The organism is Massilia sp. Masssp93, from assembly GCF_059491295.1.
On sequence record NZ_CP168502.1, the window covers coordinates 4278731 to 4300623 of the forward strand.

Sequence of the window (21893 nt, forward strand, 5' to 3'; positions counted from 1 at the left end):
GCCTGGGCGCGGAATGCAATCGGACGTCGTCCCCGCCTCCGCGGGGGCGACGGCGTAGCGAACCGGGTTTGTCGCAGCAACAACAAAATCCTCTACTGAAGGGAGCTTTTATGTCTCACAACACGCTGAACACGCTGAAGGAATTCCCCATCGCGGCGGGCCAGACCGGCCAGTTCCATTCCCTCCCGGCCCTCGCCGAATCCCTGGGCGTGAACCTGTCGCGCCTGCCGGTGTCGATCCGCATCGTCCTCGAATCCGTGCTGCGCAACTGCGACGGCAAGAAGGTCACCGAAGAGCACGTCCGCCAGTTGGCGAACTGGGGCCCGACCGCTGCCCGCACCGAAGAAATCCCGTTCGTCGTCGCCCGCGTCGTCCTGCAGGACTTCACCGGCGTGCCGCTGCTGGCCGACCTGGCCGCGATGCGCAACGTCGCCGCCAAGACCGGCGCCGATCCGAAGAAGATCGAGCCGCTGGTGCCGGTGGACCTGGTCGTCGACCACTCGGTCACCATCGACCACTTCCGCACCCCGGACGCGCTCGACCTGAACATGAAGATCGAGTTCCAGCGCAATAACGAGCGCTACCAGTTCATGAAGTGGGGCATGCAGGCATTCGACACGTTCGGCGTCGTGCCGCCGGGCTTCGGCATCGTGCACCAGGTGAACCTCGAGTACCTGGCGCGCGGCGTGATGAAGAACGACGGCGTGTACTACCCGGACACCCTGGTCGGCACCGACTCGCACACCACCATGATCAACGGTGTCGGCGTCGTCGGCTGGGGCGTGGGCGGCATCGAGGCGGAAGCCGGCATGCTGGGCCAGCCGGTCTACTTCCTGACCCCGGACGTCATCGGCGTCAACCTGACCGGCACGCTGCGCGAAGGCTGCACCGCGACCGACCTGGTGCTGACCATCACCGAGATGCTGCGCAAGGAGAAGGTCGTCGGCAAGTTCGTGGAATTCTTCGGCGAAGGCACCGCCTCGCTGTCGACCACCGACCGCGCCACCATCGGCAACATGGCACCGGAATACGGCGCGACGATGGGCTTCTTCCCGGTCGACGACAAGACCGTCGACTACTTCCGCGGCACCGGCCGCACCGAAGAAGAACTGGCCGCCTTCGAAAACTACTTCAAGGCCCAGCAACTGTTCGGCATCCCGCACGCCGGCGAGATCGACTACACCCGCGTCGTGTCGCTCGACCTGGCGACCGTCACCCCGTCGCTGGCCGGTCCGAAGCGTCCGCAGGACCGCATAGAACTGGGCAACGTGAAGGCCAACTTCGCCGACCTGTTCTCCAAGCCGACCAGCGAAAACGGCTTCAACAAATCGCCGGAAGACCTGTCGAAGGTCTACGAAACGACCAACGGCGTGCGCGTGAAGAACGGCGACGTGCTGATCGCCGCGATCACGTCGTGCACCAACACGTCGAACCCGAGCGTGATGCTGGCCGCGGGCCTCTTGGCCAAGAAGGCCGTCGAAAAAGGCTTGAGCGTCGCACCGCACATCAAATCGTCGCTGGCGCCGGGATCGCGCGTCGTCACCAACTACCTGGAAGCGGCCGGCCTGCTGCCGTACCTGACGCAACTGGGCTTCGGCGTGACCGCCTACGGCTGCACGACCTGCATCGGCAACGCCGGCGACCTGACCCCGGAACTGAACGCCGCGATCACGTCGAACGACATCATCGCCGCCGCCGTCCTGTCGGGCAACCGCAACTTCGAGGCGCGCATCCACCCGAACATCCGCTCCAACTTCCTGGCCTCGCCGCCGCTGGTCGTCGCCTACGCGATCGCCGGCAACGTCACGCGCGACCTGATGACGGAACCGGTCGGCAAGGGTGCGGACGGCGTCGACGTCTACCTTGGCGACATCTGGCCGACCTCGCAGGAAATCCACGACCTGATGAAGCTCGCGATGAACTCGGACGTCTTCAAGGCCAACTACGCGGACGTCAAGGGCAACCCGGGCGCGCTGTGGGAAGCCGTGTCGTCGGTGTCGGGCCAGGTCTACGACTGGCCGGAGTCGACCTACATCGCCGAGCCGCCGTTCTTCGGCGACTTCGAGATGACCCCGAAGGCCGCCGCCGCCGGCGTCCAGGGCGCGCGCGCGCTGGGCGTGTTCGGCGACTCGATCACCACCGACCACATCTCGCCGGCCGGTTCGATCAAGGAAGACGGTCCGGCCGGTAAATGGCTGAAGGACCACGGCGTCATCAAGGCCGACTTCAACTCGTACGGCTCGCGCCGCGGCAATCACGAGATCATGATGCGCGGTACGTTCGCGAACGTCCGCATCAAGAACAGGATGATCCCGCCGAAGGCCGACGGTTCCGCGGTCGAAGGCGGCATCACGCTGCACCAGCCGAGCGGCGAACAGCTGTCGATCTACGACGCGGCCATGAAGTACATCGCGGAAGGCACCCCGACGATGATCTTCGCGGGCGAAGAATACGGCACCGGCTCCTCGCGCGACTGGGCCGCGAAAGGCACCCAGCTGCTGGGCGTGAAGGCCGTGATCGCCCGTTCGTTCGAGCGCATCCACCGTTCGAACCTGGTCGGCATGGGCGTGCTGCCGCTGCAGTTCCTGGGCGACGACAGCGTCGATTCGCTCGGCATCACCGGCACCGAGACGTATGACCTGAAGGGCCTGGAAGGCGAGATCCGTCCGCAGATGCAGGCGACCCTCGTCATCCACCGCGCCGACGGTTCGACGAAGGAAACGTCGGTCCTGCTGCGCATCGATACGCCGATCGAAGTGGATTACTACAAGCATGGCGGCATCCTGCCGTTCGTGCTGCGCCAGCTGCTGGCGGCGTAATCTGCTGAAGAGAAGGTAAAAGGGCCGGAACCTGTACGGGTTCCGGCCCTTTTTTTGTTGCCCTGAGAACGTCGTTCCCGCGCAGGCGGGAACCCAAGTTTGCCGGCTGCGCAACGAACTTGGATCCCCGCCTTCGCGGGGACGACGGCATTGAGGTCAGGTGTCGGCCCACATCCTCAACAGGTTGTGGTAATGCCCCGTGAGCGCCACCAGCTCCGGCCCGTCCCCATGCTGCGCGCGCAAGGCCTGGATATTGGTGTCGAGGTCGAACAGCATCGCCCGTTTGCCGTCGTCGCGCACCATGCTCTGCACCCACAGGAACGACGCCACGCGCTCGCCGCGCGTGACCGGCTGCACCTCGTGCACGCTCGACGACGGGTAGACGATCGCGTCGCCCGCCGGCAGCTTCACGTCATGCGTGCCGTACGTATCGATCACGGTCAGCTCGCCGCCGTCGTATTCATCGGGATCGCTCAGGAACACGGTGCACGACACGTCCGCGCGCACCGCCGCCCCGCTGCGCTGCGCGCGGATGGCGCCGTCGACGTGCGGGCCGTAATGCTCGCCGCCCGCATAGCCGTTGAAGAACGGCGGCAGGATGCGCTGCGGCAGCACGCTCGAAAAGAACAGCGGGTGCGCCATCAGCGCGCCGCTCACGATCTGCCCCAGCTCCACGGCCAGCGGCGACCCTTCCGCTAACTGGCGGTTGCGCTTGACCTGCGCGCCCTGGCTGCCGACGCTGGCGCGGCCGTCGATCCAGTCGGTGGCGGCCAGGCGCGCGCGCATGGACTTCACCTGGTCCGGGCTCAGCACGCCCGGGATATGCAGCATCATGGCGGCCTTCCCGCTCAGAACCTGACGTTGGCCGACAGCGTCGCCGACCGCCCCGGCGCCACGCCGGCATAGTGCGGCGAAGAGACCTTGTCGAAGTACAGCTTGTCCGTCAGGTTCTGCACGTTCAGCTGCAGGCTGACGTCCTGGTTCAGCGCATAGCTGGCCATCGCGTCGAAGCGGGTATAGCCGGGCGCCCACTTGTTGTTGTTCACGTTCGCGTAAATCATCGACATCGAGTTCAGGCCCAGGCCGAACGTGAGGTCCTTCGCGACGGCGTACGTCGTCCACAGCGAGGCCGAGTGCTTCGGCGTCGCCGGGAAGCGGTTGCCGTTGTAGGGCGACGCCACGTACACCGGCTTCGCCGTCGTGCCGGCGTTCAGGTAGCCATTGTCCGCGATTTCCGCGTCCAGGTACGTGTAGCCGCCGAACACGCTCCACTGCGAGGTGATCTTGCCCGAGAAGCCCAGCTCGACGCCCCTGACTTCCTTGCGGCCGACGTTCTGCGCCGTGCCGTCCGGCGCCGTCACGCGGGCATTGTTCATCGTGCTCTTGAACACGGCCGCCGTCAACGACAGCCGGCCGCCCGGCATCACGTCCCACTTGGTGCCCAGTTCGATGTTCTTGCTGCGCTGGGGCTGCAGGTTCTGCACGGCCACCGTCAGCGCATCCAGGCCGTCGCCGCCGTCGTTGCCCGGCGGGGTCGCCGACGTCGCATACGCCAGGTAGATGCTGCCGTTGGCCGCCGGCTTGTACACGAGGCCCGCCTGCCAGCTCCAGAAATTGCTGTCGGCGTCCGCCTGCACGGCCGCCGTCGTCGCCGTCGGCAGCGTGTTCAACACGCTCTGGAAGTCGTCGTAGCGGCCGCCCACGTTGACCTGCCACTGCTTGTTGAATTCGATGGTGTCGAACGCGTACGCCGACTTCGTCTTCGTGTTCACGTGCGTCAGCGCGCCCGAGACGGCGCGGGTATAGGCCCACGGATCGTACGGATTCGGATCGGCCAGGGTCGTGCAGTTGTACAGCGTTTCCGCGCCCGACGTCGGGCAGGTGAACGTGCCCGTCAGCGGATTGTTCGTGCCCGGCGTGAAGACGTAGGCGGCGCGGTCCGTCGTCTCGCGGTCGAACTCGATGCCAGCGTTGTACGTGTGCTTGACGCCGGCCGTGACCAGGTCGCCCGACAGGCTCGTCACGTTCGTCGCGGTGCGGGTTTCCGTCACGCGCGTGTTGGCGCGGCGCCAGACGGTGCCGTACAGGACCGTGTTGCCCTTCGAGTCGTCGGGCTGGGTCCAGACGTAGTCGTTGTTCGACTTGCCGTAGCGCGTGACGTTGCGCAGGGTGATGCCGTTGCCCAGCTGGTGGCGCAGGTCGATGGTGGCGATGTCGCTCCTAGTGTCGCGGAAGTCGCGGTTGGCGAGGCCGTAGAACGTCGCGCGGTCGACGTTGAACGGTTCGCCGTTGCCGTTCTTCGCGACGTTGGCGCCGGTCGTGACCGGGTTGTTGAACGGGATGCCGGTGTCCGGGATCTCGTGCGACGTCATGTGGTAGACGCTGACGATGGCGCGCGTCGGGCCGGTCAGGCCGAAGGTCACGGTCGGTGCGATGCCCCAGCGCTTGCCGCCGACGACGGCGCGGCCCGGCACGTCGGCTTCGTGCGCCATCACGTTCAGGCGGAAGGCGCTGTCGCTGCCGATGTTGCGGTTGATGTCGCCCGTGAGGCGGCGGTATTTGTCGCTGCCGATGCCGATGCCGGCGTGGTTGAAGTCATAGGCCTGCGCCGTCTTGGTGACGAGGTTGACGCCGCCGCCGGCCGAGGAACGGCCGCCGTAGGCCGAGTTCGGGCCCTTCACGACTTCGACCTGCTCCACGTCGAAGATCTCGCGCGACTGCGAACCGGAATCGCGGATGCCGTCGATGTACGTGTCCGTCTGCGCGTTGTAGCCGCGGATGAACAGATTGTCGCCGACCGGGTTGCCGCCCTCCGCCGCGCCGATGGTGATGCCGGGCACGGTGCGCAGCGCGTCCGTCAGCGACGTGGCGCCCGTCTGCGCGATGACGTCGGCCGGCACGACCGTGACGGATTTCGGCGTGTCGAGCAGCGGCGCGGTGAACTTGTCGTTGGCCGACGCCTGCTGCTGGTTGGCGCCCGTCACCTGCACGCTCGGGATCGCCGGATCGGGCGCGACGTCGGGACCGGCATGGGCGACCGCCGGCAGCGCCAGCGATGCCAGCACGGCCAACGCGGTGCCGGGCAGCGTGCGCGCATGCTTGCGGCTCGTGATGAAGGAAGTCGGGGTGTTATTTTTCTTGATCGTCATGATGTGGGGGCAGGTCCTGGAGGGCGTCTGGCTGCGCCGTCGTTGACATGAATATGAATGAGAACGATTCGCATTATGATTCCGATTATTGCTTTTGACAAGCGCTGGTGAACAATCGATGCCTGGGCGACGCGCGGACACGACGGCGCCGATATTGCCGCAGTGTTACTGGGGTGTGGCCGAATCAACTACAATACCGGGGATAAGGGTTTATCATGACCCTCGGATCTCGATCCAAAGAATACGACCCACCCTTACCGAAGAGACTCCCCAAGCGTATGCGTCGCCCTTCCAAAGACTCACCCAAACTTTCGGCAGAAAGCCAGCGTCTCATCAGCCTCAGCAACGCCATCGTGCAGGCCGCCAGCCGCGTTGAAGAACGGGCCTGGGAACGCAACCTCGACGCCCAGCTGCAGAAGCTGCTCAAGACGAACCACCAGGACACCGTCGACGCCGCCCTCAACGTCCTGTTCAAGGGCGACCTCGCGGTCTACGACGTGCTGATGGACGGCGTCGAGGCGGTCAGCGAGTCCTCGACGATGACGGAGCAGGCCAACGACGGTGCCGAGACCACGTGGCAGGCCTTGCTCGTGGCCGCCCCGATCCTGGCCTGGACCCGCTTCTCGATCGCGTCCGGGACGATCCCCGGCGACATCCTGAGCACGCTGACGGCGCACTTCGGTGCCCACCTGCTGGCCGACAACACCAAGGTGGCCATCGCGCCGACGCTGTACTCGATCGACCAGCTGCCGCGCACCCACGCCGAGACCTATGCCCTGACGCACAAGCTCGCCGCCGCCGCCCACAAGGGCTCGACGGTGAAGCCGGCCGCGCCCGGCCCGGACACGTCGCAATTCCTGGCCGACACACGCTACCTGCTCGTGGCCGTCATCGCCCCGCAAGGCGCCCCGCTGTTCCGCTGGCAGGAACCGCAGCACCACATCAATTTCGAAGCGGAGCGCGACAACGCCCTCGAGCAATGGCGCGCCCAGGCCGGCCCGAACATCGCCCGCCTGCTGCCGGGCTGCGGCGTCGAACTGCTGCTGCCGGAAGCGTATTACGTGGCCTGCCGCGAGGCGGATAAACTGATCCGCCCGGTGTCGATCCGCGCCGCCGTCCACTACCTGACGAACACGCTGGGCGTGGAACCGAACGACCTGCGCGCCGTCATCGCCGGCTTCGGCGACGAAGTCAACGACAGCCAGGTCGACGAATACCGCGTCGGCTTCACCTTGCGCCAGTCGTCGGACGTCGTGTACGGCATCGTCTGGCCCCTGTACGGCCAGGAAGACGAGGAAGGCACGCCGATGGAAGGCCCGGCCGGCGGCGGCGACCGCCCGCTGGCGCCGCTGGACGAGATCGTCAAGCACCTGAACGACGTCGGCATCACCCACGTCAAGCGCATCGGCGAACGCTATGTCGCCGAGTACTGCGACGACTGCGGCGCCCCGCTGTTCGCCGACCCGAGCGGCGAGCTCGTGCATGCCGAGATGCCGGAAGACACGCCGGCGGGGAACGAACACTTCCACTGACGCACAGCGTCTCCTTGGGGTCGGAGCACACTTCGCTTTCCAAAAAGATCGTGCCCAAAACCGGGCTCTGACCCCGAATTGTCGGTTATGGATGCCCGGCCCCGTGCCGGGCATTTTTCTTTTTCGCCTGATTCCTCTAATTCGACCCATTGACGCCGGCCACGCCCGCCGCTAAATTAGTTAACACGTTAACTAAATCGCCGCCATGGAACCCGTCACCATTCCCGTTTCCGGCACCGACGCGATCGGTGCGACCCTTTGGCACGCCGACGGCGCCCGCGCCGCCGTCCTGCTGCATCCCGCCACCGCCGTCACGCAGCGCTATTACGAAGCGTTCGCGCGCTATCTGCACGGCCTGGGCTTCCACGTGCTCACCTACGACTACCGCGGCACCGGCCGCTCGCGCCCGGCCGATCTGCGGCAGTGCGCCGTGACGATGTCCGACTGGATCGAGGACGACAACGCGGCCGTGACCCGCTGGGCCGCCGCGCGCTTCCCGGGCCTGCCGCTGCTGGCCGTCGGGCACAGCGTCGGTGGCCATGCAATCGCGCTGTCGTCGGCCAGCGATCTGCTGTCCGCCGCCGTGCTGGTGGCCTCGCACGCCGGCGTCACGCGCACGATCCGCGGCGCCTTTGAACGGATGCGTGTGTGGACGGTGATGCGCGTGCTCGCGCCCATCCTGTGCACCGTGCTGGGTTATATGCCGGGACGCCGCATCGGCCTCGGCGAAGACCTGCCGCGCACCGTGATGCTGCAATGGAGCCGCTGGACTACGCTGCCCGGCTACTTCCTCGACGACCCCGCGATGGATGCGCGCCGGCGCATGGCGCGGGTGCGGCTGCCGCTGCTCGTGCTCGGCTTCGACGACGATCCGTGGGCCAATGCGCGCGCCATCGACATCCTCGTGAAGCCGCTCGTCAATGCGCGCCTGGAGCGGCGCCCGATCGCGCCGCGCGACGCCGGCCTGCCCGCCATCGGCCACATGGGGTTCTTCCGCAAGCAGTGCGCGGACCGCATCTGGCCGCAGGTGGGGGAGTGGCTGCTGGCGCACTGCGCGGTGAACGAGGACGCCCGATGACGGCGGCGAACAGCCCGCCGCGCTTCGCCTTCCTGCTGAACCGCGCGCAGAAAGTGCTGCAGCGCTGGATCGAGACGCGTCCCGAGGCGTGGGACGGCATCAGCTCGGCGCAGGTCGGGCTGCTGTTCTTCCTCGCGTCGCGCCAGGAACCCGCGACGGTCGGCGCCATCGCCAAAGGCCTGCAGGTGGCGCCGGCCGCCGTCACGAATCTGTCGAAGCGGATGCAGGCGGCCGGCCTGATCGCGCGGGTGGACGACGCCGCCGACGGCCGCGTCACGTGCGTGCGCCTGACCGCAAGCGGGCAAGACGCCAGCCGCCAGGCCCATGCCGTGCTGCAGGCGCTGAACGCGCGCCTGACGGCCGGATTCACGCCGGACGAGCTGGCCGTCGTCGCGCGCTGGCTGGCGCAGGTCGCGGCGCTCGAACGCGACCTGCCCAAGGAGTGACCCGCGCACGGCGCTCAGCCGCGCGCGCGGACCGCCGTCGCGGCCCCGCCCCGCACCAACGACAGGTCGACCCAGCCCGCGCGCCACGCCTGCTCCAGGTCGCGCTCGATCGCATCCAGCGACGCGTGAACGGCGCCGGGGAAGCCGCGCACGCCGTAAGCGCGGTTGCGGCCATGCGACTTGGCCAGCAACATGGCCATGTCCGCGAGGTTGACGACCTGTTCCCACGTCAGCGCGGTGCCGCCGAGCGCCAGCGGGAACGGCGCGTAGCCCACCGACACGCTGACCCGGATGCTGCCGTTGCGGTATTCGACGGCCTGCGCGGAGATGCCGTGCAGGATGCGCAGCGCCACCTCGTCCAGTTCGTCCTGCGCGACCGCCGGCACGAACGCGAGGAATTCCTCGCCGCCCCAGCGCACGATCATGTCGGTGTCGCGCAATGCCGCGCGCAGGTCGTGCGCGACCGTCTTCAGTACGGCATCGCCGGCCGCATGACCCAGCGTGTCGTTGACGTCCTTGAAATGGTCCACGTCCAGCAGGAACAGCGCCCCCGCGGTCGCATCAAAGGCCGTGCGCCGCTCATTGCCCGCGCGGGACATGAATTCCTGGAAGTGGCGGCGGTTGTACAGCAGCGTGAGCGGATCGAGCGCGCCCTGCCGCTTCAACAGCAGGTTTTTTTCTTCCAGCGCGCTGTTGGCGCGCCGTACTTTCCGGTAGAGCAGTCCGACGACCACCGAGGCCAGCGCGCACGTCACGGCCAGCAGCCACCAGACACGCTGCTGCCAGCGACGATTGTCCAGCTCCGCCCTGGCGGCCCGGTTTTCCTGGCGCAGGGCGTCGATCCGGCGCTGCTTTTTCTCGGCGTCGTATTTCTGCTGCAACTCCATCACCGCCTTCTGGCGTTCCCCGGCAAAGATCTCGCCCGACAGGCCGCGCTCGCGGTCGTAGGCGTCGACGGCGCCCTTGTAGTCGCCGGCGTGTTCGAGCGCGCGTCCGTACTCGCGCAGCACGGCCAGGAGTTCCGGCTTGTCGCCCTGTTTTTCGTAGGTGGCCAGGCCCGCCTCGAACTGCCGCTTGCCCTCGGCCAGCCGCCCCTGTCCGAGCAGCGCCTGGCCCAGGTTGACGCGGGCGGTGGCGACGTCGTTGTTGCTCCTGACGTCGACGGCGGCGTCCAGCGCCTGCGCGGCATAGGCCTCGGCCTCGCGGAAGCGGCCCTCCTTCAGGTAGCAATCCGACAGGTTGACGAGCGTCGTGGCGCCCATCTGGCGTGCGCCCATGCTGCGTTCCAGGCCGAGTTCCTCGAACAGGGCGTGGCGCGCCCGCTCGAAGGCGTTCTGCTCGACGGCCAGCGCGTACTCGTCGCCCAGCGCCGTCGCGACGTATCCCGGCGACGCCATCTTCCTGGCCACGGCCAGCGATTCCTGCTGCACCTCCCAGCCTTTGTCGAGCTCCCCCAAATTCAGGTACAGCTGCACCAGCGCGTGCAGCGCACTGGCCAACGGCGCGGCGTCGGTCCGGGCCTGGCGCGCCATGTCGACGGCGGCGTGCAGTTTCGCCAGCGCAGCCGGATAATTGCCCTCCTCCTGGAACGACTGTCCGGCCGCGATGGTCGCCAGCACCTTCGTCGGGATGTCGCCGGTGGCCGAGGCGACACGTTCCGCCTCGAACGCCGTGGCGTGGGACGCGGCCAGGTCTTCGCGCAAGTAGAGCGTGTTGGCGCGCCCGATCAGGCCTTTGGCCAACGCCAGGTTGTCATTGTTGCGCTTGCCGTAATTGATCAGCTGGTCCGCCAGTGCGAGCGCGTGCGTCAGGTCGCCGGTGCCGCGCTCGGCGGTGCTGTAAAAATACAGGAAGTCCGTCCGCAACGGCGCCGGCGCGGTAGCCATTTCCCACTCCATGTCGCGCAGCCGGCTCGACGCCTGGTCCGGCACGAAGCGGGCCATGGCGCCGGCCGCGCGCAAGCGTTGGGCCAGCGGCTGGTCGGCGCGGGCCACGAACGGACACAGCAGGATCGCGACGGCGCAGAATGCGCGCACGCTGGTTTGTGACAGGACGGGAAATACCATTGCGCTCCTCGGGCTGCGGCGCACACAGTACGGCCGCGTGCCGAGGATTATGCCTGCAGTCATCTAGAAGGTTCAACCGAACGGTGTCCCCTTCCGCCTGCGCCGCCCGTCAGCGCCCGGCGAGCGACGCCAGGTAGCCGTGGATCTGCGCCACCGCCGCCGCACCCTCGCCCGCCGCGGCCGCCACGCGCTTGGTCGACCCGGCCCGCAGGTCGCCCACCGCAAAGATGCCGTCGACGCTCGTCTCGAGCGTGCGGGCGCCGCGTTCCGGACGCGTGTCGGCGCCGGTCAGCACGAAGCCCTTGTCGTCCAGTTCGACGCCGCATTCGTGCAGCCAGTCGCTGTTCGGATCGGCCCCGATGAACAGGAACATCCGCCGCACCGCGAACTCGCGCGTGTCGCCGCCGTCGCGGCCGCGGCAGCGCACGCCCGCCAGGCCGTTCTCGTCGCCGACCAGCCCGACGATTTCGCGCCGCGCGTGCAGGTGGATATTCGGGGTCGCGGCGATGCGTTCGATCAGGTAGCTGGACATCGTCGCTTCCAGCCCCGGTCCGCGCACCAGCAAGTGCACTTCCGACGCGTGCGCCGCGAGGAACACGGCCGCCTGCCCCGCCGAATTGCCGCCGCCCACGAGCACGACCGGTTCGTTGCGGCACAGCCTGGCTTCCACGGGCGAGGCCCAGTAGTACACGCCGCGGCCTTCGTAATCGGCGATGTCGGGCAGGTCGGGCTTGCGGTAGCGCGCGCCCGCCGCCAGCACGACGGCGCGCGCCTGCAGGCAGGTGCCGTCGTCCAGTTCGACCTTGAGCGGGCGCTCGTGGCACAGCAGGCGCGTGGCGCGCGCGGGGATCGCGATCTCGGCGCCGAATTTCAATGCCTGCACATACGAACGGCCGGCCAGCGCGCGGCCGGAGATCCCCGTCGGGAAGCCGAGAAAATTCTCGATGCGCGCGCTCGCGCCTGCCTGGCCGCCATACGCGCGCTGGTCCAGCACCATCACGCGCAGGCCTTCCGATGCGGCATACACGGCCGTCGCCAGGCCGGACGGGCCGGCGCCGACGACGAGCACGTCGAACACGGCCCCGCGCTCGATGCGCGGCAAGGTGCCGAGGCAGCGGCCCACTTCGGCCAGGGTCGGGTTCTTCAGCACGAAGCCGTCCGGCAGCGCCACGAGCGGCCAGTCGGACGGCTGTTTCCAGTGCTCGCGCACGAGCTCGGCCGCTTCCGGATCGGTCTCGGGATCGCGCCGCGTGTACGGGTAGGCATTCCGCGACAGGAAATTCTCCAGCTCGAACAGGCCCGCATGCGCGGCCGGTCCGATCAGGATGGGCCCGCCCGGCTTATTGGTGATCAATTGCACGCGACGGAGGATGAAGGCGCGCATGAGGCGCTCGCCCAGTTCGGCCTCGGCCACGATCACGGCGCGCAGGCATTCCGCGTCGAGCACGAGGGTCTCCAGCTCGCCCACGGCGACGCCGTCGGCCAGCGGCGGCCGGCCGGACAATGTCGCCACTTCGCCGGCGAACTGGCCGGGGCCGTATTCGACCACCTCGACGCGCTTGCCGAGCGCATCGGTCCGGCTGCACGACAAGCGCCCCGCCAGCACGACGACCATGCCGGGCGAATCCACGCAGGCGCGGAACACGGTGGCCCCGTCCGGCCAGCTGCGGCAGGTGCCGAAGCGGCGCAGGCGGGCGATGTCGTCCGCGCTCAAGGTGGGAAAGATCTGGTGGCCGCGCGTGGCCAGGTCGACGCCGGCGCGCGCGTCGGGATCGGCGACGAGGCCTTCGGGAATCAGTTCGGGAACGTGTTCGGACATGGTCGGCCGCCTCGTGGTTGGGTATCGCATGCTAACCCAAGCCGCGGCGCCGCGCACCCCTCAAAAGACGGGGCCGTCGGCACGGCGGCGGCGCATCACGGCCTGTCCGGCCACTGCGAATAGGGAGCGCGGATCAGGCTGGCGTTGTAGTAGCGCTTCTCGCCCGTGACTTCCGGCCCGATCCAGTCCGGCTTCTGGAACGCCTCGTCTTCCGCGTCGAGTTCGATCTCCGCCACGACGAGCCCGGCATTCAGGCCGAGGAATTCGTCGACTTCCCACGTGTGGCCGGCATAGTCGATGCGGTGGCGGATCTTTTCCACCTGCGGCTGCTCGCACAGGCCGTCCAGCAGCTCGATCGCGTCCGCGATGGGAATTTCGTACTCCCACTCGCCGCGGCTTGCCCCAGTGCTCTTGCCTTTGATGGTGATGACGGCGCGCTCGCCCTCGATGCGCACGCGCACGGTGCGCACGGCATCCGCCACCAGGTAGCCCTGGCGCATGCGCGTCGGGATGCCCTGCCCGCGCCAGCCCTCGTTGGCCAGCAAGAACTTGCGTTCGATCTCGACGCCCATGGGTGCTCCGTTCAGTCGTCCAGCGATTGCAGGATCGGCTGCAGCATGGCCGCGCCGAGCGCGCTGCTGCGGGCGCCGTTCCAGCCGACGTACGGGTCGGGCAGGTTGGCGTTGTCCTTGAACGGCATTTCCAGCGTCAGCGACAGGCATTTGAACGTGTGGCCGATGTACTTCGAGGCCAGGGTCAGCAATTCCTCGTTGTACTTGCTCGCGGCATAGCCGTAGACGTTCTGGAAGTCGGGGCTGGCCGCCATGTAGCGTTCGATGAATGCGTTCTGGGCGGCCAGGCGCTCGGGCGTGAAATCGGTCAGCATCTCGCTGCCGGCCACGAAGTTGTACGGCAGCGCCTCGTCGCCGTGGATGTCGAAGAACATGTCGACGCCCGTCTCGTGGATCTTGTTCTTCACGCACAGCACTTCCGGGCTGCGTTCGGCCGACGGCGTCATCCACTCGCGGTTCAGGTTGGCGCCGGCGGCGTTCGTGCGCAGGTTGCCGCGGAACGATCCGTCCGGGTTCATGTTCGGCACGATGTAGAACACGGCGCGCTGCAGCAGCTTGCGCGAGACCGGATCGGAATTGTCGAGCAGCGCATCCATCATGCCTTCGACGAACCACTCGGCCATCGTCTCGCCCGGATGCTGGCGCGCGATCACCCAGATCTTCTTCTCGGCCTGCGGGTTGCCGATCACGACGAGGTTCATGTCGCGGCCGTCGACGGTCGTGCCGATGTCGTGCACGCGCGCGATCGGGTTCTCGGCCACTTCGCCGAGCAGGCGCAGGTGGCGCTCCCAGGTGTAGGGCTCGAAATAGGCGTAATAAATGCTGTCCAGCTCGGGCGTGTGGTTGACGGTCATGACCTGGCCGTCGAACGAGGTGGGAACGCGGAACCAGTTCTCGGTGTCGTAGCTGGCCGCCACCTGGTAGCCCTCGAAGCCCTTGGGATAGGTCGCCTGCCCCGCGTTCAGGAAGCGGATCGTGCACGCCTTGCCGCGCGCGCCCTGCAGGCGGAAGTGGAACCACTGGTGGATGTCGGCTGCGGAATCCTTGCGCAGCTCGAGGTCGATCTGGCGCGGGTCGGTGGCCTGGACGACGTCGATCGCACCGGAATCGAACAGCTGGCTGATCTTGATGGGCATGGGACTGGTTCCTCGAAAAGCGTTCAAAGAAGGCATGATAGCCGAGCCCACGCCCGCCGGCCATGGGCTGGCCGGGCAGGTGTCCGCGCTTACGCGTCGAGGTCGATCAGGTCCTTGCTGTAGGCCAGCATGATCTGGCGCATCAGCTCGACGTTGCTGCGGTCGAGGACGACGGTGAGGTCGGGTTTGCGGTCGAGGTTGTAGGTCATGCTGATCTTGCCCGGCAAGACCTTGCACTGCACGGTGAACGCGCGCGGGATGTTCGGATGGTCCCAGTCCCACTGCGTGATCTGCGGCCCGGCCGGCGGCGGCTGCAGGGCCGGATCCTGGTTGACCGGCAGATGCTTGATGAGCCAGAACACGATCGACGCCGGCACGAAGATGGCGACGTCGCTCGCCCCGTGTGCGGAGAACTTGGTCAGCAGCAGATTGCCGACCCGGTCGCACGACATGGACATGCTCTTGACTTGACGGATGACCGCTGATTTCACGACGAATTCCTATGGGCAGGTGATTGAAAACTAAGTGATCGAAAGCCCGGCGATTCTACCGCATCCAATTTCGGAATTGTGTTAAAGAAATGCAAAACGGGAAGCCTGCGCTCCCCGTGTGGATTCGTGGGCAGAGGGGACGGCACCGCCGCCGTCCCGCCCGCACGGGATTACTGCTTGTTGCCCTTGGACGAGCTGCGCGACGAGCCGGACGCCGACTGGCGGTTGCCGTGGCTCATGCTGCCGGCGCGGCGTGCCTCTTCCGAGGTGAACTCGTGCGCGGTGCCTTTCTGGTGGGCGGCCTTGCCGCCCTCGCTGGCGATCTGGCGCTGACGCTCCGGATCCATCGATGCGAAACCGCGGTTCTTCGTACCGCCACTCTGTTTGTTGCCCTGATTGCTGGATGCCATGGTGTTCTCTCCTCGTTGCAGTTGAAACCGCCGCGTCCTGCGGCAGGCCTGCCGATGCCATCGGATGAGCGCTCGGTCGGAAAACATCTTAGGCATGCCGATTGGATGAGACTATAGGAGCAATTCAGATGACTTTGTAGGACAATGTGAGACAGAAAATGCACCATCGAAACTCTACTTCCGGTTGTAAATAACTCGTCGGTAATCGTCCTACATATACCCGCTGCGTCTTCCTATACTGATGTCGCCCCCGGACGCGCATCATCTTGGTTCAGATCGAAAGGAGACGACCATGGACGCGAACCAACGCAGCGAAGCGAACAACCAGACGAACAACGGCGCCAACGAAAAATGGACGCCCGGGTCCGAGGGCGCCAGCGCCGACCGCGGCCAGCCGCTCGACCACACCTACGCGCACGGCGCCGGCATGCAGCAGGGCAACCAGCAGCGCGACGTCATGGGCAGCCAGCAGGGCGGCGCCGGCGGCCGCGAATACGGCGAGGATGCCGGCATCCCGGGCGGCTCGATGGAAAACCAGATCAACGGCGGCTCCGGCGCCGTGCAGGGCGTCACCGACAGCCACCAGCGCCAGATGGAACAGAAGTCCGGCGCCTATGGCCTGCTGGAACAGGCCATAGGACACCGACCCAAAGACTCGGGCGTGAATCTGAACCAGCAACGGGCCACGCAGGGCGGCGGCATGCACGGCCCGCGCAGCGAGCTCCCGGCGCAGCCGCCGGGCGGCCCGGCGGGCAACCGCCAGTCCGGCGCATCGTCCTCGACCCAGGGCGGCGGCATGCCGGGGCCCGGCTGCGCCGGCGGCCATGAGGCCCAGCGCGGCAACACGCAGCTGGAGGTAACCGGTTCGCGCTCGCCGGTCAACCAGAATTCCGACTACGGCGGCGTGCACGAATCGAACGACGTGGCCGGCGGCCTGCCGCGCTCGCCGGGCAACACGGGTGCGGACAGCACCGACCGCCAGGGCTCGCAGACGGGGTCCACCGCGTCGGCGGGCGGCCCGCCGGTGCACAAGTCGAACGACGCCGCCGGCGGCTATCCGCGCAGCCCGGGCTTCGCCAACAAGCTGCACGGCGACGAGAACATGGACGACGACACGGGCTTCAAGAGCAAGCCCTGAATCCCTGTTGCGCCGGCCCGTCGCGCGGGCCGGCGCTTCCCCTCCTCCGTTCTTGATCCAGATTCAAGCGCCGGACGAGTTCCGGAACCCAGCCATTTCCCTCGCGGTCGAACCTGACACATTGCCAGACTGCGAGCGAAGCATGCCGAACGAGAACGGGATTGCACGAGGGAGCCGCGCCGCCGCGCGCGCCGGGGAGGCGCCCCGGCCATGAAAGCCGTATTCCTCGACAAGGACGGCACGCTGGTGGACGACCTGCCCCACAACGTCGAGCCCGCGCACATCGTGCTGTGCCGCGGCGCCGGCCCGGCACTGCGCCTGATGGCGCGGCTCGGCTACCGCCTGTTCGTCGTCACCAACCAGCCCGGCATCGCGTTCGGACGCTTCGCCGCGGCCGCGATGGACGGGGTCCGGGCCCGCCTGCGCGAACTGCTGCTGGACGAAGAGCTGGCGCTCGACGGCTTTTATTATTGCCCGCATCACCCGGAAGGGACGGTCGCGCCGTGGGCCGCCGAATGCCACTGCCGCAAGCCGCTGCCGGGCCTGCTGTTGAAGGCGGCGCACGAGCACGGCATCGACCTGCGCGCGTCGTGGATGGTGGGCGACATCCTGCACGACGTCGAGGCCGGCAACCGGGCCGGCTGCCGCACCATCCTCATCGACAACGGCAACGAAATGGAATGGCGGCTGGGCCCGCGCCGCGTACCGACGCGCATGGCGCCCGACCTCTACACGGCCGCCGTGCTGATCGCCAGCCATGGAGACGCGGCATGACGGCGCCCTGGCAACGGGCCCGGCGCATCCTCTGCGTGCGCCTCGACTCGCTCGGCGAGGTGCTGATGTGCACCCCGGCCATGCGCGCGCTGCACCGCGCCGTGCCGGGACGCACGCTGACCCTGCTGGGTTCCCCATCCGGCGCGGCCGCGCAGCCGTACGTCCCGGAACTGGACGACGCCATCGCCTGGATCGCCCCGTGGGCGCACGCCGACACCCGGCACGCCGATCCGCAATCGCACATGGCCGGCCTGGCGCTGGTCGGCGCCCTCGCCGCACGCGCCTTCGACGCCGCCGTCATCTTCACGACCTACACGCAGAGCGCGCTGCCGGCGGCACTGCTGTGCCAGCTGGCCGGCATCCCGCTACGGCTGGCCCATTGCCGCGAGAATCCCTACGGCCTGCTGACCGACTGGATTCCCGATCCCGAGCCGACGCCCCTCCTGCGGCACGAAGTCCAGCGCCAGCTGGCCCTCGTGCAGCGGGTCGGGTGCCGCAGCGCGGAACCCGGGTTGTCGTTCGTGCCCGCGCCGGCCGACGCCGCCGCGGCGCGGATGCGCCTGTCGGCGGCCGGCGTCGATCCGGACCGGCCGTGGATCCTGCTGCACCCGGGCGCCGGCGCCGCCTCGCGCCGCTATCCGGCCGCGCACTGGGCGCAGGTGCTGCGCCTGCTGGCGCACGATCCGCGACTGCCCCTCGTGCTCACGGGGAGCGCAGCGGAAGCGGAACTGGTCGACGGCATCCAGTTCGCCGCCGCCGTGCCGGCCGTCTCGCTCGCGGGACGGCTGTCGCTGGGCGAACTGGGCGCCGCGCTGCGCCTGGCCGCCGTCGCCGTGACCAACAACACCGGGCAGGCCCACATGGCCGCCGCCGTGGGCACGCCCGTGGTCGACCTGTACGCGCTGACCAATCCGCAGCACACGCCGTGGCACGTGCGCAACCGCGTCCTGTTCCACGACGTCCCCTGCCGCTTCTGCTTCAAGAGCACCTGTCCGCACGGCCACCACGCGTGTCTTGCCGGCGTCGCCCCGCAGCGCGTCGCCGACGCCGTGCACGAACTGCTGGGGACGGCGCGGCCGACCGCGCCGGCAGTGCCGGCAGCAAAGCCGGACACCACCGTGCCCGGCTGACCGGGATGCGACGATGCTGCCCCGCGAATCGCCATCCCGGCTACCTGCCCGCCACGCTGCGCACCGCGTGCGCCGCCGATGTGCCGGCCGCCGGTACGTCGGCCGCCGGTACGTCGGCCGCCGAGACGTCGACCGCATGGGCGCGCACGAGCGCCTGCAGCGCGTCGCGCTCGACGGTTTCGTGATCGAGCAGCTGCCGCGCCAGCGCGTCCAGCAATGCCCGCTGCTCGCGCAGCGTGGCGCGGACGCGCTGATGGGCCTCGTCGAGCAGCCGCGCGATCTCCGCGTCGATCAGGCGCGCCGTGCGTTCGCTGTACGCCGTATGCTGCGTCGCCGGGGCGTAGGGCGCGCCGGCAGGCTGCTCGAAGGTCGCCAGGCCGACGCGGTCGCTCATGCCGTATTGCGCGACCATGTGGCGCGCGAGGTCGGTCGCCATCTGCAGATCGTTCTGCGCCCCCGTGGACGCGTCGCCGAACACGAGCTCTTCCGCGACGCGCCCACCCAGGAACACATCCATCCGGTCCAGCAGTTCGCTCTGCTTGAGCAGGTAGCGGTCCTCGGTCGGCAACTGCTGCGTGTAGCCGAGCGCGGCGATGCCACGGGGGATGATCGACACCTTGGCCACCCGGTCGGCGTGGGCACGGCATTCCGCCGTCACGGCGTGCCCCGCCTCGTGGAAGGCCACCGTTTCCTTTTCCATCGGATTGATCAGGCGCGAGCGTTTTTCCATGCCCGCGACGACGCGGTCGACGGCCTCGTCGAGGTCGCTGCGCTCGACCCGGTCCTCGCCGCGCCGCGCGGCCAGCAGGGCCGCTTCGTTGATCAGGTTGGCGAGGTCGGCGCCGGCCAGCCCCGGCGTCTTGGCGGCCACGGCCGCCAGGTCCACGTCCGGCCCCAGCGTGACCTGGCGGGCGTGCACCTGCAGGATCTGCTGGCGGCCCTTGAGGTCCGGCCGGTCGAGCGCGACGTGGCGGTCGAAGCGGCCGGGCCGCAGCAGCGCCGGATCGAGGATCTCGGGACGGTTGGTGGCGCCGAGGATGATCACGCCCTTGTTGGTGTCGAAGCCGTCCATCTCGACGAGCAGCTGGTTGAGCGTCTGCTCCTGCTCGTTGTAGCCGCCGACGAGGCCCGCCACGCCGCGCGCACGGCCCAGCGCGTCGAGCTCGTCAATGAAGATGATGCACGGCGCCACCTTCTGCGCCTGGACGAACAGGTCGCGCACGCGGGCGGCGCCCACGCCGACGAACATCTCGACGAATTCCGAGCCGCTGATCGAAAAGAACGGCACCCCGGCCTCGCCGGCCACCGCCCTGGCGAGCAAGGTCTTGCCGGTGCCGGGCGGCCCGACGATCAGCACGCCTTTCGGGATACGCCCGCCGAGCCGCCGGTAGCGTTGCGGGTTCTTGAGGAATTCGACAATTTCCATCAGCTCGTCGCGCGCCTCGTCGATCCCGGCCACGTCGTTGAAACTGACGCCGGTCTTGCTCTGCATATAGACGCGAGCCCGGCTCTTGCCCACATCAAACAGCCCGGCCGCCACGCCGCCCCGCTTCGCCAGCCCGCCCCACATCCAGAACAACAGGAGCAGCGGCAACGCCCACGACACCAGCGTACTCATCCATTCGCTGCGCTGCTGGCCAACGTAGCGGACGTGCGCCGCGTCGAGGTCCTTGACGAGATCCGGATCGGTCACGCGCACGGCGTTGAACGGACACAGCCCGTCCGCATTGCACTTGATCGACTGTGCGCGGTCGCGCGGCAGGATGGCGTCGAGGCCGCCGGACTTGAGGGTGCCGGACACGTTCGTCTCGGTCAGCGTGACGTCGCTGACCTTGCCGCCGTGCAGGAGCTGCTTGAATTCGCTGTAAGCCAGCGGCGGCGGCGTCGCGAAGTCCGTCACCGATTGAAACAGCATGAACAGGACGATGGCGAACAGCCAGTACCACAGCATGGGACGGAACGCATTGCTCCCGTTGCCCGCCGTGCCCGACTTGTCGTCCACTGTTTCCGGTTTATCGTCCACGTCGCCTCCCGCAAACCATGTTTGATCGCCGCACACCTACTCCGTTTCATTGTAGGCGCGAATCACGGCGTCATAGGCGGCAATGCAGGCGTTGAGGCGGACGATGGCCGCGTCGCCTTCGCCGGTGAGCCGAGCAAGACCTGCGGCAACCGCCGGGTCAAGTTCGGCTGGAACGGCGGTTCCCGTATCCAGGCCGGCAGCACCGGCGGCGTCAGGCGGTCGGGCTGGATCGGCCGCACGGGCGCGGACAAGGACTGGCAGCCGGCGACGGCCAGCAGCAAGATCGGACTGCAGCGCAGCCCCCTGGGTCTGGACATGAGTAAGTTCCTTTTGAAGTTTGCCGATGTCGGCGATGGCGGCGTCGAGCCGGTCCTGCGCGGCCTTGACGCGCGCGTTCGCCAGCCGCAGCGCGTCCTGCGCCTGGCGTGTGCGCTCGGCCTCGACGAGGTCGCGGCGCGTGCTCTCGCGGCTGACGCCGATCCCGATGAGATGGTCGCGATACCCGACCAGGGCGGCCGCGCCCAGCAGGCACAACGCCGCTGCCGCGACCCATGCCGGGATGCCCAGGCGGGCGAGGATCGCGGCGATCATCGCGCTTCCCCGCGGCACAGCGCGCGCTCGGCCTGGCGCCGCCGCGTCAGGCCAGCCACTTCGCGGCCATCGACCTTGTTCCACAACAGCAGCGCGTCGCAGGCGCCGGCCATGTCGCCGGCATTCGCCCGTCGCGCCATGCTGGAGCGGCAGAATGCGGCGACACCGATGTTGTAGGCGGCATCGACGAACGCCGTCTTCTGGCCGTCCGTCAAGGGAACGTGGACGCACGCCAGGACGCCGGCCGCGTGACGCTCGAGGTCGCGCGCCAGCTGGGCATCGCACTCGGCCGGCGTGTACGTCCGCCCCCACGTCGCGTGCCCGGTCGCGCCGTCGCAATAGGTCAGCACGCCGCCGAGATCGCGGTACGTGGTCAGGACGCGCCCCTCCTGCGTCGGCGTGAACGCGACCAGCGCGGCGGCGGCCGTCGCCCCCACGAGAGCGGCCAGGCCGGGGCCGGCAATACGGCGCGTCATGAGTAATCCTCCCACGGAGAATTGCCCAAATGCGCCAGCGCGGCATCGCTCTCGCGCTGCTCGCGGCGGTCGCGCCGGTACACGTAGATGGCGTTGATGACGAAGGTCAGCAAGGCCGTCACGATGCCGACCAGGACACCCAGTTCGGTCAGCGTGAGCGAGGCGCCGATCGACGTCATGCCGCCGGCGTAGCTCATCACCTCCAAAGTGCTCGGTTTGCTCATAGAGTACCTCTCGGATCGA

At 68.2% G+C, this 21893-nt stretch carries 19 protein-coding genes; 7 read left to right on the forward strand and 12 right to left on the reverse strand.

Translation table 11 applies throughout. The annotated features are described in order from the left end of the window. Nucleotides 1-110: 110 nt before the first annotated feature. Entirely contained in the window at nucleotides 111-2819 is a 2709-nt protein-coding gene (acnA, locus tag ACEN9Q_RS17590) for an aconitate hydratase AcnA (protein ID WP_495625471.1), read from the forward strand. Nucleotides 2820-2975: 156 nt separating this feature from the next. Here acnA and ACEN9Q_RS17595 read toward each other — a convergent pair whose 3' ends face one another. Together ACEN9Q_RS17595 and ACEN9Q_RS17600 are read right to left on the reverse strand one after the other, a co-directional pair. Further along, the gene (locus tag ACEN9Q_RS17595; RefSeq protein WP_495625472.1) at nucleotides 2976-3653 is read right to left on the reverse strand and encodes a Fe2+-dependent dioxygenase; all 678 of its coding nucleotides are present in this window, start codon (nucleotides 3651-3653) and stop codon (nucleotides 2976-2978) included. A gap of 14 nt (nucleotides 3654-3667) precedes the next feature. Further along, nucleotides 3668-5968, reverse strand: coding sequence for a TonB-dependent receptor (locus ACEN9Q_RS17600; RefSeq protein ID WP_495625473.1), 2301 nt, complete (start codon nucleotides 5966-5968; stop codon nucleotides 3668-3670). 278 nt (nucleotides 5969-6246) lie between these two features. Between ACEN9Q_RS17600 and ACEN9Q_RS17605 the strand changes: the two genes are divergently transcribed. The 3 genes from ACEN9Q_RS17605 (at nucleotide 6247) to ACEN9Q_RS17615 (ending at nucleotide 9024) form a co-directional block, all read left to right on the forward strand. Next, on the forward strand, nucleotides 6247-7500 hold the full coding sequence (locus ACEN9Q_RS17605; protein ID WP_056440288.1) for a DUF2863 family protein: 1254 nt from the start codon (nucleotides 6247-6249) through the stop codon (nucleotides 7498-7500). Nucleotides 7501-7705: 205 nt separating this feature from the next. Then, the gene (locus tag ACEN9Q_RS17610; protein WP_495625474.1) at nucleotides 7706-8578 is read left to right on the forward strand and encodes an alpha/beta hydrolase family protein; all 873 of its coding nucleotides are present in this window, start codon (nucleotides 7706-7708) and stop codon (nucleotides 8576-8578) included. Then, nucleotides 8575-9024, forward strand: coding sequence for a MarR family winged helix-turn-helix transcriptional regulator (locus ACEN9Q_RS17615; protein ID WP_495625475.1), 450 nt, complete (start codon nucleotides 8575-8577; stop codon nucleotides 9022-9024). The genes ACEN9Q_RS17610 and ACEN9Q_RS17615 overlap by 4 nt, the downstream gene beginning before the upstream one ends. Nucleotides 9025-9038: 14 nt before the next feature. Here ACEN9Q_RS17615 and ACEN9Q_RS17620 read toward each other — a convergent pair whose 3' ends face one another. The 6 genes from ACEN9Q_RS17620 to ACEN9Q_RS17645 form a co-directional block, all read right to left on the reverse strand. Next, on the reverse strand, nucleotides 9039-11090 hold the full coding sequence (locus tag ACEN9Q_RS17620) for a GGDEF domain-containing protein (protein WP_495625476.1): 2052 nt from the start codon (nucleotides 11088-11090) through the stop codon (nucleotides 9039-9041). A gap of 109 nt (nucleotides 11091-11199) precedes the next feature. Then, nucleotides 11200-12909, reverse strand: coding sequence for an FAD-dependent oxidoreductase (locus ACEN9Q_RS17625; RefSeq protein WP_056440295.1), 1710 nt, complete (start codon nucleotides 12907-12909; stop codon nucleotides 11200-11202). Between the two features lie 95 nt (nucleotides 12910-13004). Further along, the gene (locus ACEN9Q_RS17630) at nucleotides 13005-13481 is read right to left on the reverse strand and encodes a CYTH domain-containing protein (protein ID WP_495625477.1); all 477 of its coding nucleotides are present in this window, start codon (nucleotides 13479-13481) and stop codon (nucleotides 13005-13007) included. A gap of 11 nt (nucleotides 13482-13492) precedes the next feature. Beyond that, nucleotides 13493-14617, reverse strand: coding sequence for a M14 family metallopeptidase (locus tag ACEN9Q_RS17635; RefSeq protein ID WP_056440299.1), 1125 nt, complete (start codon nucleotides 14615-14617; stop codon nucleotides 13493-13495). A gap of 89 nt (nucleotides 14618-14706) precedes the next feature. Then, on the reverse strand, nucleotides 14707-15108 hold the full coding sequence (locus ACEN9Q_RS17640; RefSeq protein WP_229412657.1) for a hypothetical protein: 402 nt from the start codon (nucleotides 15106-15108) through the stop codon (nucleotides 14707-14709). A gap of 170 nt (nucleotides 15109-15278) precedes the next feature. Further along, nucleotides 15279-15518: a KGG domain-containing protein gene (locus tag ACEN9Q_RS17645; RefSeq protein WP_056440301.1), complete on the reverse strand. Its 240-nt coding sequence runs from the start codon at nucleotides 15516-15518 to the stop codon at nucleotides 15279-15281. A gap of 292 nt (nucleotides 15519-15810) precedes the next feature. Between ACEN9Q_RS17645 and ACEN9Q_RS17650 the strand changes: the two genes are divergently transcribed. From ACEN9Q_RS17650 to ACEN9Q_RS17660, 3 genes are all read left to right on the forward strand, one after another. Then, nucleotides 15811-16656, forward strand: coding sequence for a hypothetical protein (locus tag ACEN9Q_RS17650; protein WP_495625478.1), 846 nt, complete (start codon nucleotides 15811-15813; stop codon nucleotides 16654-16656). A 210-nt stretch (nucleotides 16657-16866) separates the two neighbouring features. Continuing rightward, entirely contained in the window at nucleotides 16867-17430 is a 564-nt protein-coding gene (locus tag ACEN9Q_RS17655) for a D-glycero-alpha-D-manno-heptose-1,7-bisphosphate 7-phosphatase (RefSeq protein ID WP_495625479.1), read from the forward strand. Continuing rightward, a complete protein-coding gene (locus ACEN9Q_RS17660) occupies nucleotides 17427-18560 on the forward strand; it encodes a glycosyltransferase family 9 protein (RefSeq protein WP_495625480.1) in 1134 nt (377 codons plus the stop codon). Before ACEN9Q_RS17655 ends, ACEN9Q_RS17660 begins: the two co-directional genes overlap by 4 nt. Before the next feature lie 40 nt (nucleotides 18561-18600). Here the strand turns inward: ACEN9Q_RS17660 and ftsH are convergent, their stop codons facing one another. The 4 genes from ftsH to ACEN9Q_RS17680 all read right to left on the reverse strand — a co-directional run bounded on the left by ftsH (nucleotide 18601) and on the right by ACEN9Q_RS17680 (nucleotide 21874). Next, a complete protein-coding gene (ftsH, locus tag ACEN9Q_RS17665) occupies nucleotides 18601-20511 on the reverse strand; it encodes an ATP-dependent zinc metalloprotease FtsH (RefSeq protein ID WP_495628966.1) in 1911 nt (636 codons plus the stop codon). 108 nt (nucleotides 20512-20619) lie between these two features. Beyond that, entirely contained in the window at nucleotides 20620-21174 is a 555-nt protein-coding gene (locus ACEN9Q_RS17670) for a lysis system i-spanin subunit Rz (protein WP_495625481.1), read from the reverse strand. Further along, nucleotides 21171-21650, reverse strand: coding sequence for a lysozyme (locus tag ACEN9Q_RS17675; protein WP_495625482.1), 480 nt, complete (start codon nucleotides 21648-21650; stop codon nucleotides 21171-21173). Before ACEN9Q_RS17675 ends, ACEN9Q_RS17670 begins: the two co-directional genes overlap by 4 nt. Further along, nucleotides 21647-21874, reverse strand: a complete 228-nt coding sequence (locus ACEN9Q_RS17680) for a phage holin family protein (protein WP_495625483.1) — start codon at nucleotides 21872-21874, stop codon at nucleotides 21647-21649. The genes ACEN9Q_RS17675 and ACEN9Q_RS17680 overlap by 4 nt, the downstream gene beginning before the upstream one ends. Nucleotides 21875-21893: the final 19 nt, after the last annotated feature.

Excerpts from the sequence above, each read along its gene's own strand:
- acnA (WP_495625471.1), top strand. The coding sequence starts at position 111 with ATGTCTCACAACACGCTGAACACGCTGAAGGAATTCCCCATCGCGGCG.
- ACEN9Q_RS17595 (WP_495625472.1), bottom strand. The coding sequence starts at position 3,653 with ATGATGCTGCATATCCCGGGCGTGCTGAGCCCGGACCAGGTGAAGTCC.
- ACEN9Q_RS17600 (WP_495625473.1), bottom strand. The coding sequence starts at position 5,968 with ATGACGATCAAGAAAAATAACACCCCGACTTCCTTCATCACGAGCCGC.
- ACEN9Q_RS17605 (WP_056440288.1), top strand. The coding sequence starts at position 6,247 with ATGCGTCGCCCTTCCAAAGACTCACCCAAACTTTCGGCAGAAAGCCAG.
- ACEN9Q_RS17610 (WP_495625474.1), top strand. The coding sequence starts at position 7,706 with ATGGAACCCGTCACCATTCCCGTTTCCGGCACCGACGCGATCGGTGCG.
- ACEN9Q_RS17615 (WP_495625475.1), top strand. The coding sequence starts at position 8,575 with ATGACGGCGGCGAACAGCCCGCCGCGCTTCGCCTTCCTGCTGAACCGC.
- ACEN9Q_RS17620 (WP_495625476.1), bottom strand. The coding sequence starts at position 11,090 with ATGGTATTTCCCGTCCTGTCACAAACCAGCGTGCGCGCATTCTGCGCC.
- ACEN9Q_RS17625 (WP_056440295.1), bottom strand. The coding sequence starts at position 12,909 with ATGTCCGAACACGTTCCCGAACTGATTCCCGAAGGCCTCGTCGCCGAT.
- ACEN9Q_RS17630 (WP_495625477.1), bottom strand. The coding sequence starts at position 13,481 with ATGGGCGTCGAGATCGAACGCAAGTTCTTGCTGGCCAACGAGGGCTGG.
- ACEN9Q_RS17635 (WP_056440299.1), bottom strand. The coding sequence starts at position 14,617 with ATGCCCATCAAGATCAGCCAGCTGTTCGATTCCGGTGCGATCGACGTC.
- ACEN9Q_RS17645 (WP_056440301.1), bottom strand. The coding sequence starts at position 15,518 with ATGGCATCCAGCAATCAGGGCAACAAACAGAGTGGCGGTACGAAGAAC.
- ACEN9Q_RS17650 (WP_495625478.1), top strand. The coding sequence starts at position 15,811 with ATGGACGCGAACCAACGCAGCGAAGCGAACAACCAGACGAACAACGGC.
- ACEN9Q_RS17655 (WP_495625479.1), top strand. The coding sequence starts at position 16,867 with ATGAAAGCCGTATTCCTCGACAAGGACGGCACGCTGGTGGACGACCTG.
- ACEN9Q_RS17660 (WP_495625480.1), top strand. The coding sequence starts at position 17,427 with ATGACGGCGCCCTGGCAACGGGCCCGGCGCATCCTCTGCGTGCGCCTC.
- ftsH (WP_495628966.1), bottom strand. The coding sequence starts at position 20,511 with ATGCTGTGGTACTGGCTGTTCGCCATCGTCCTGTTCATGCTGTTTCAA.
- ACEN9Q_RS17670 (WP_495625481.1), bottom strand. The coding sequence starts at position 21,174 with ATGATCGCCGCGATCCTCGCCCGCCTGGGCATCCCGGCATGGGTCGCG.
- ACEN9Q_RS17675 (WP_495625482.1), bottom strand. The coding sequence starts at position 21,650 with ATGACGCGCCGTATTGCCGGCCCCGGCCTGGCCGCTCTCGTGGGGGCG.
- ACEN9Q_RS17680 (WP_495625483.1), bottom strand. The coding sequence starts at position 21,874 with ATGAGCAAACCGAGCACTTTGGAGGTGATGAGCTACGCCGGCGGCATG.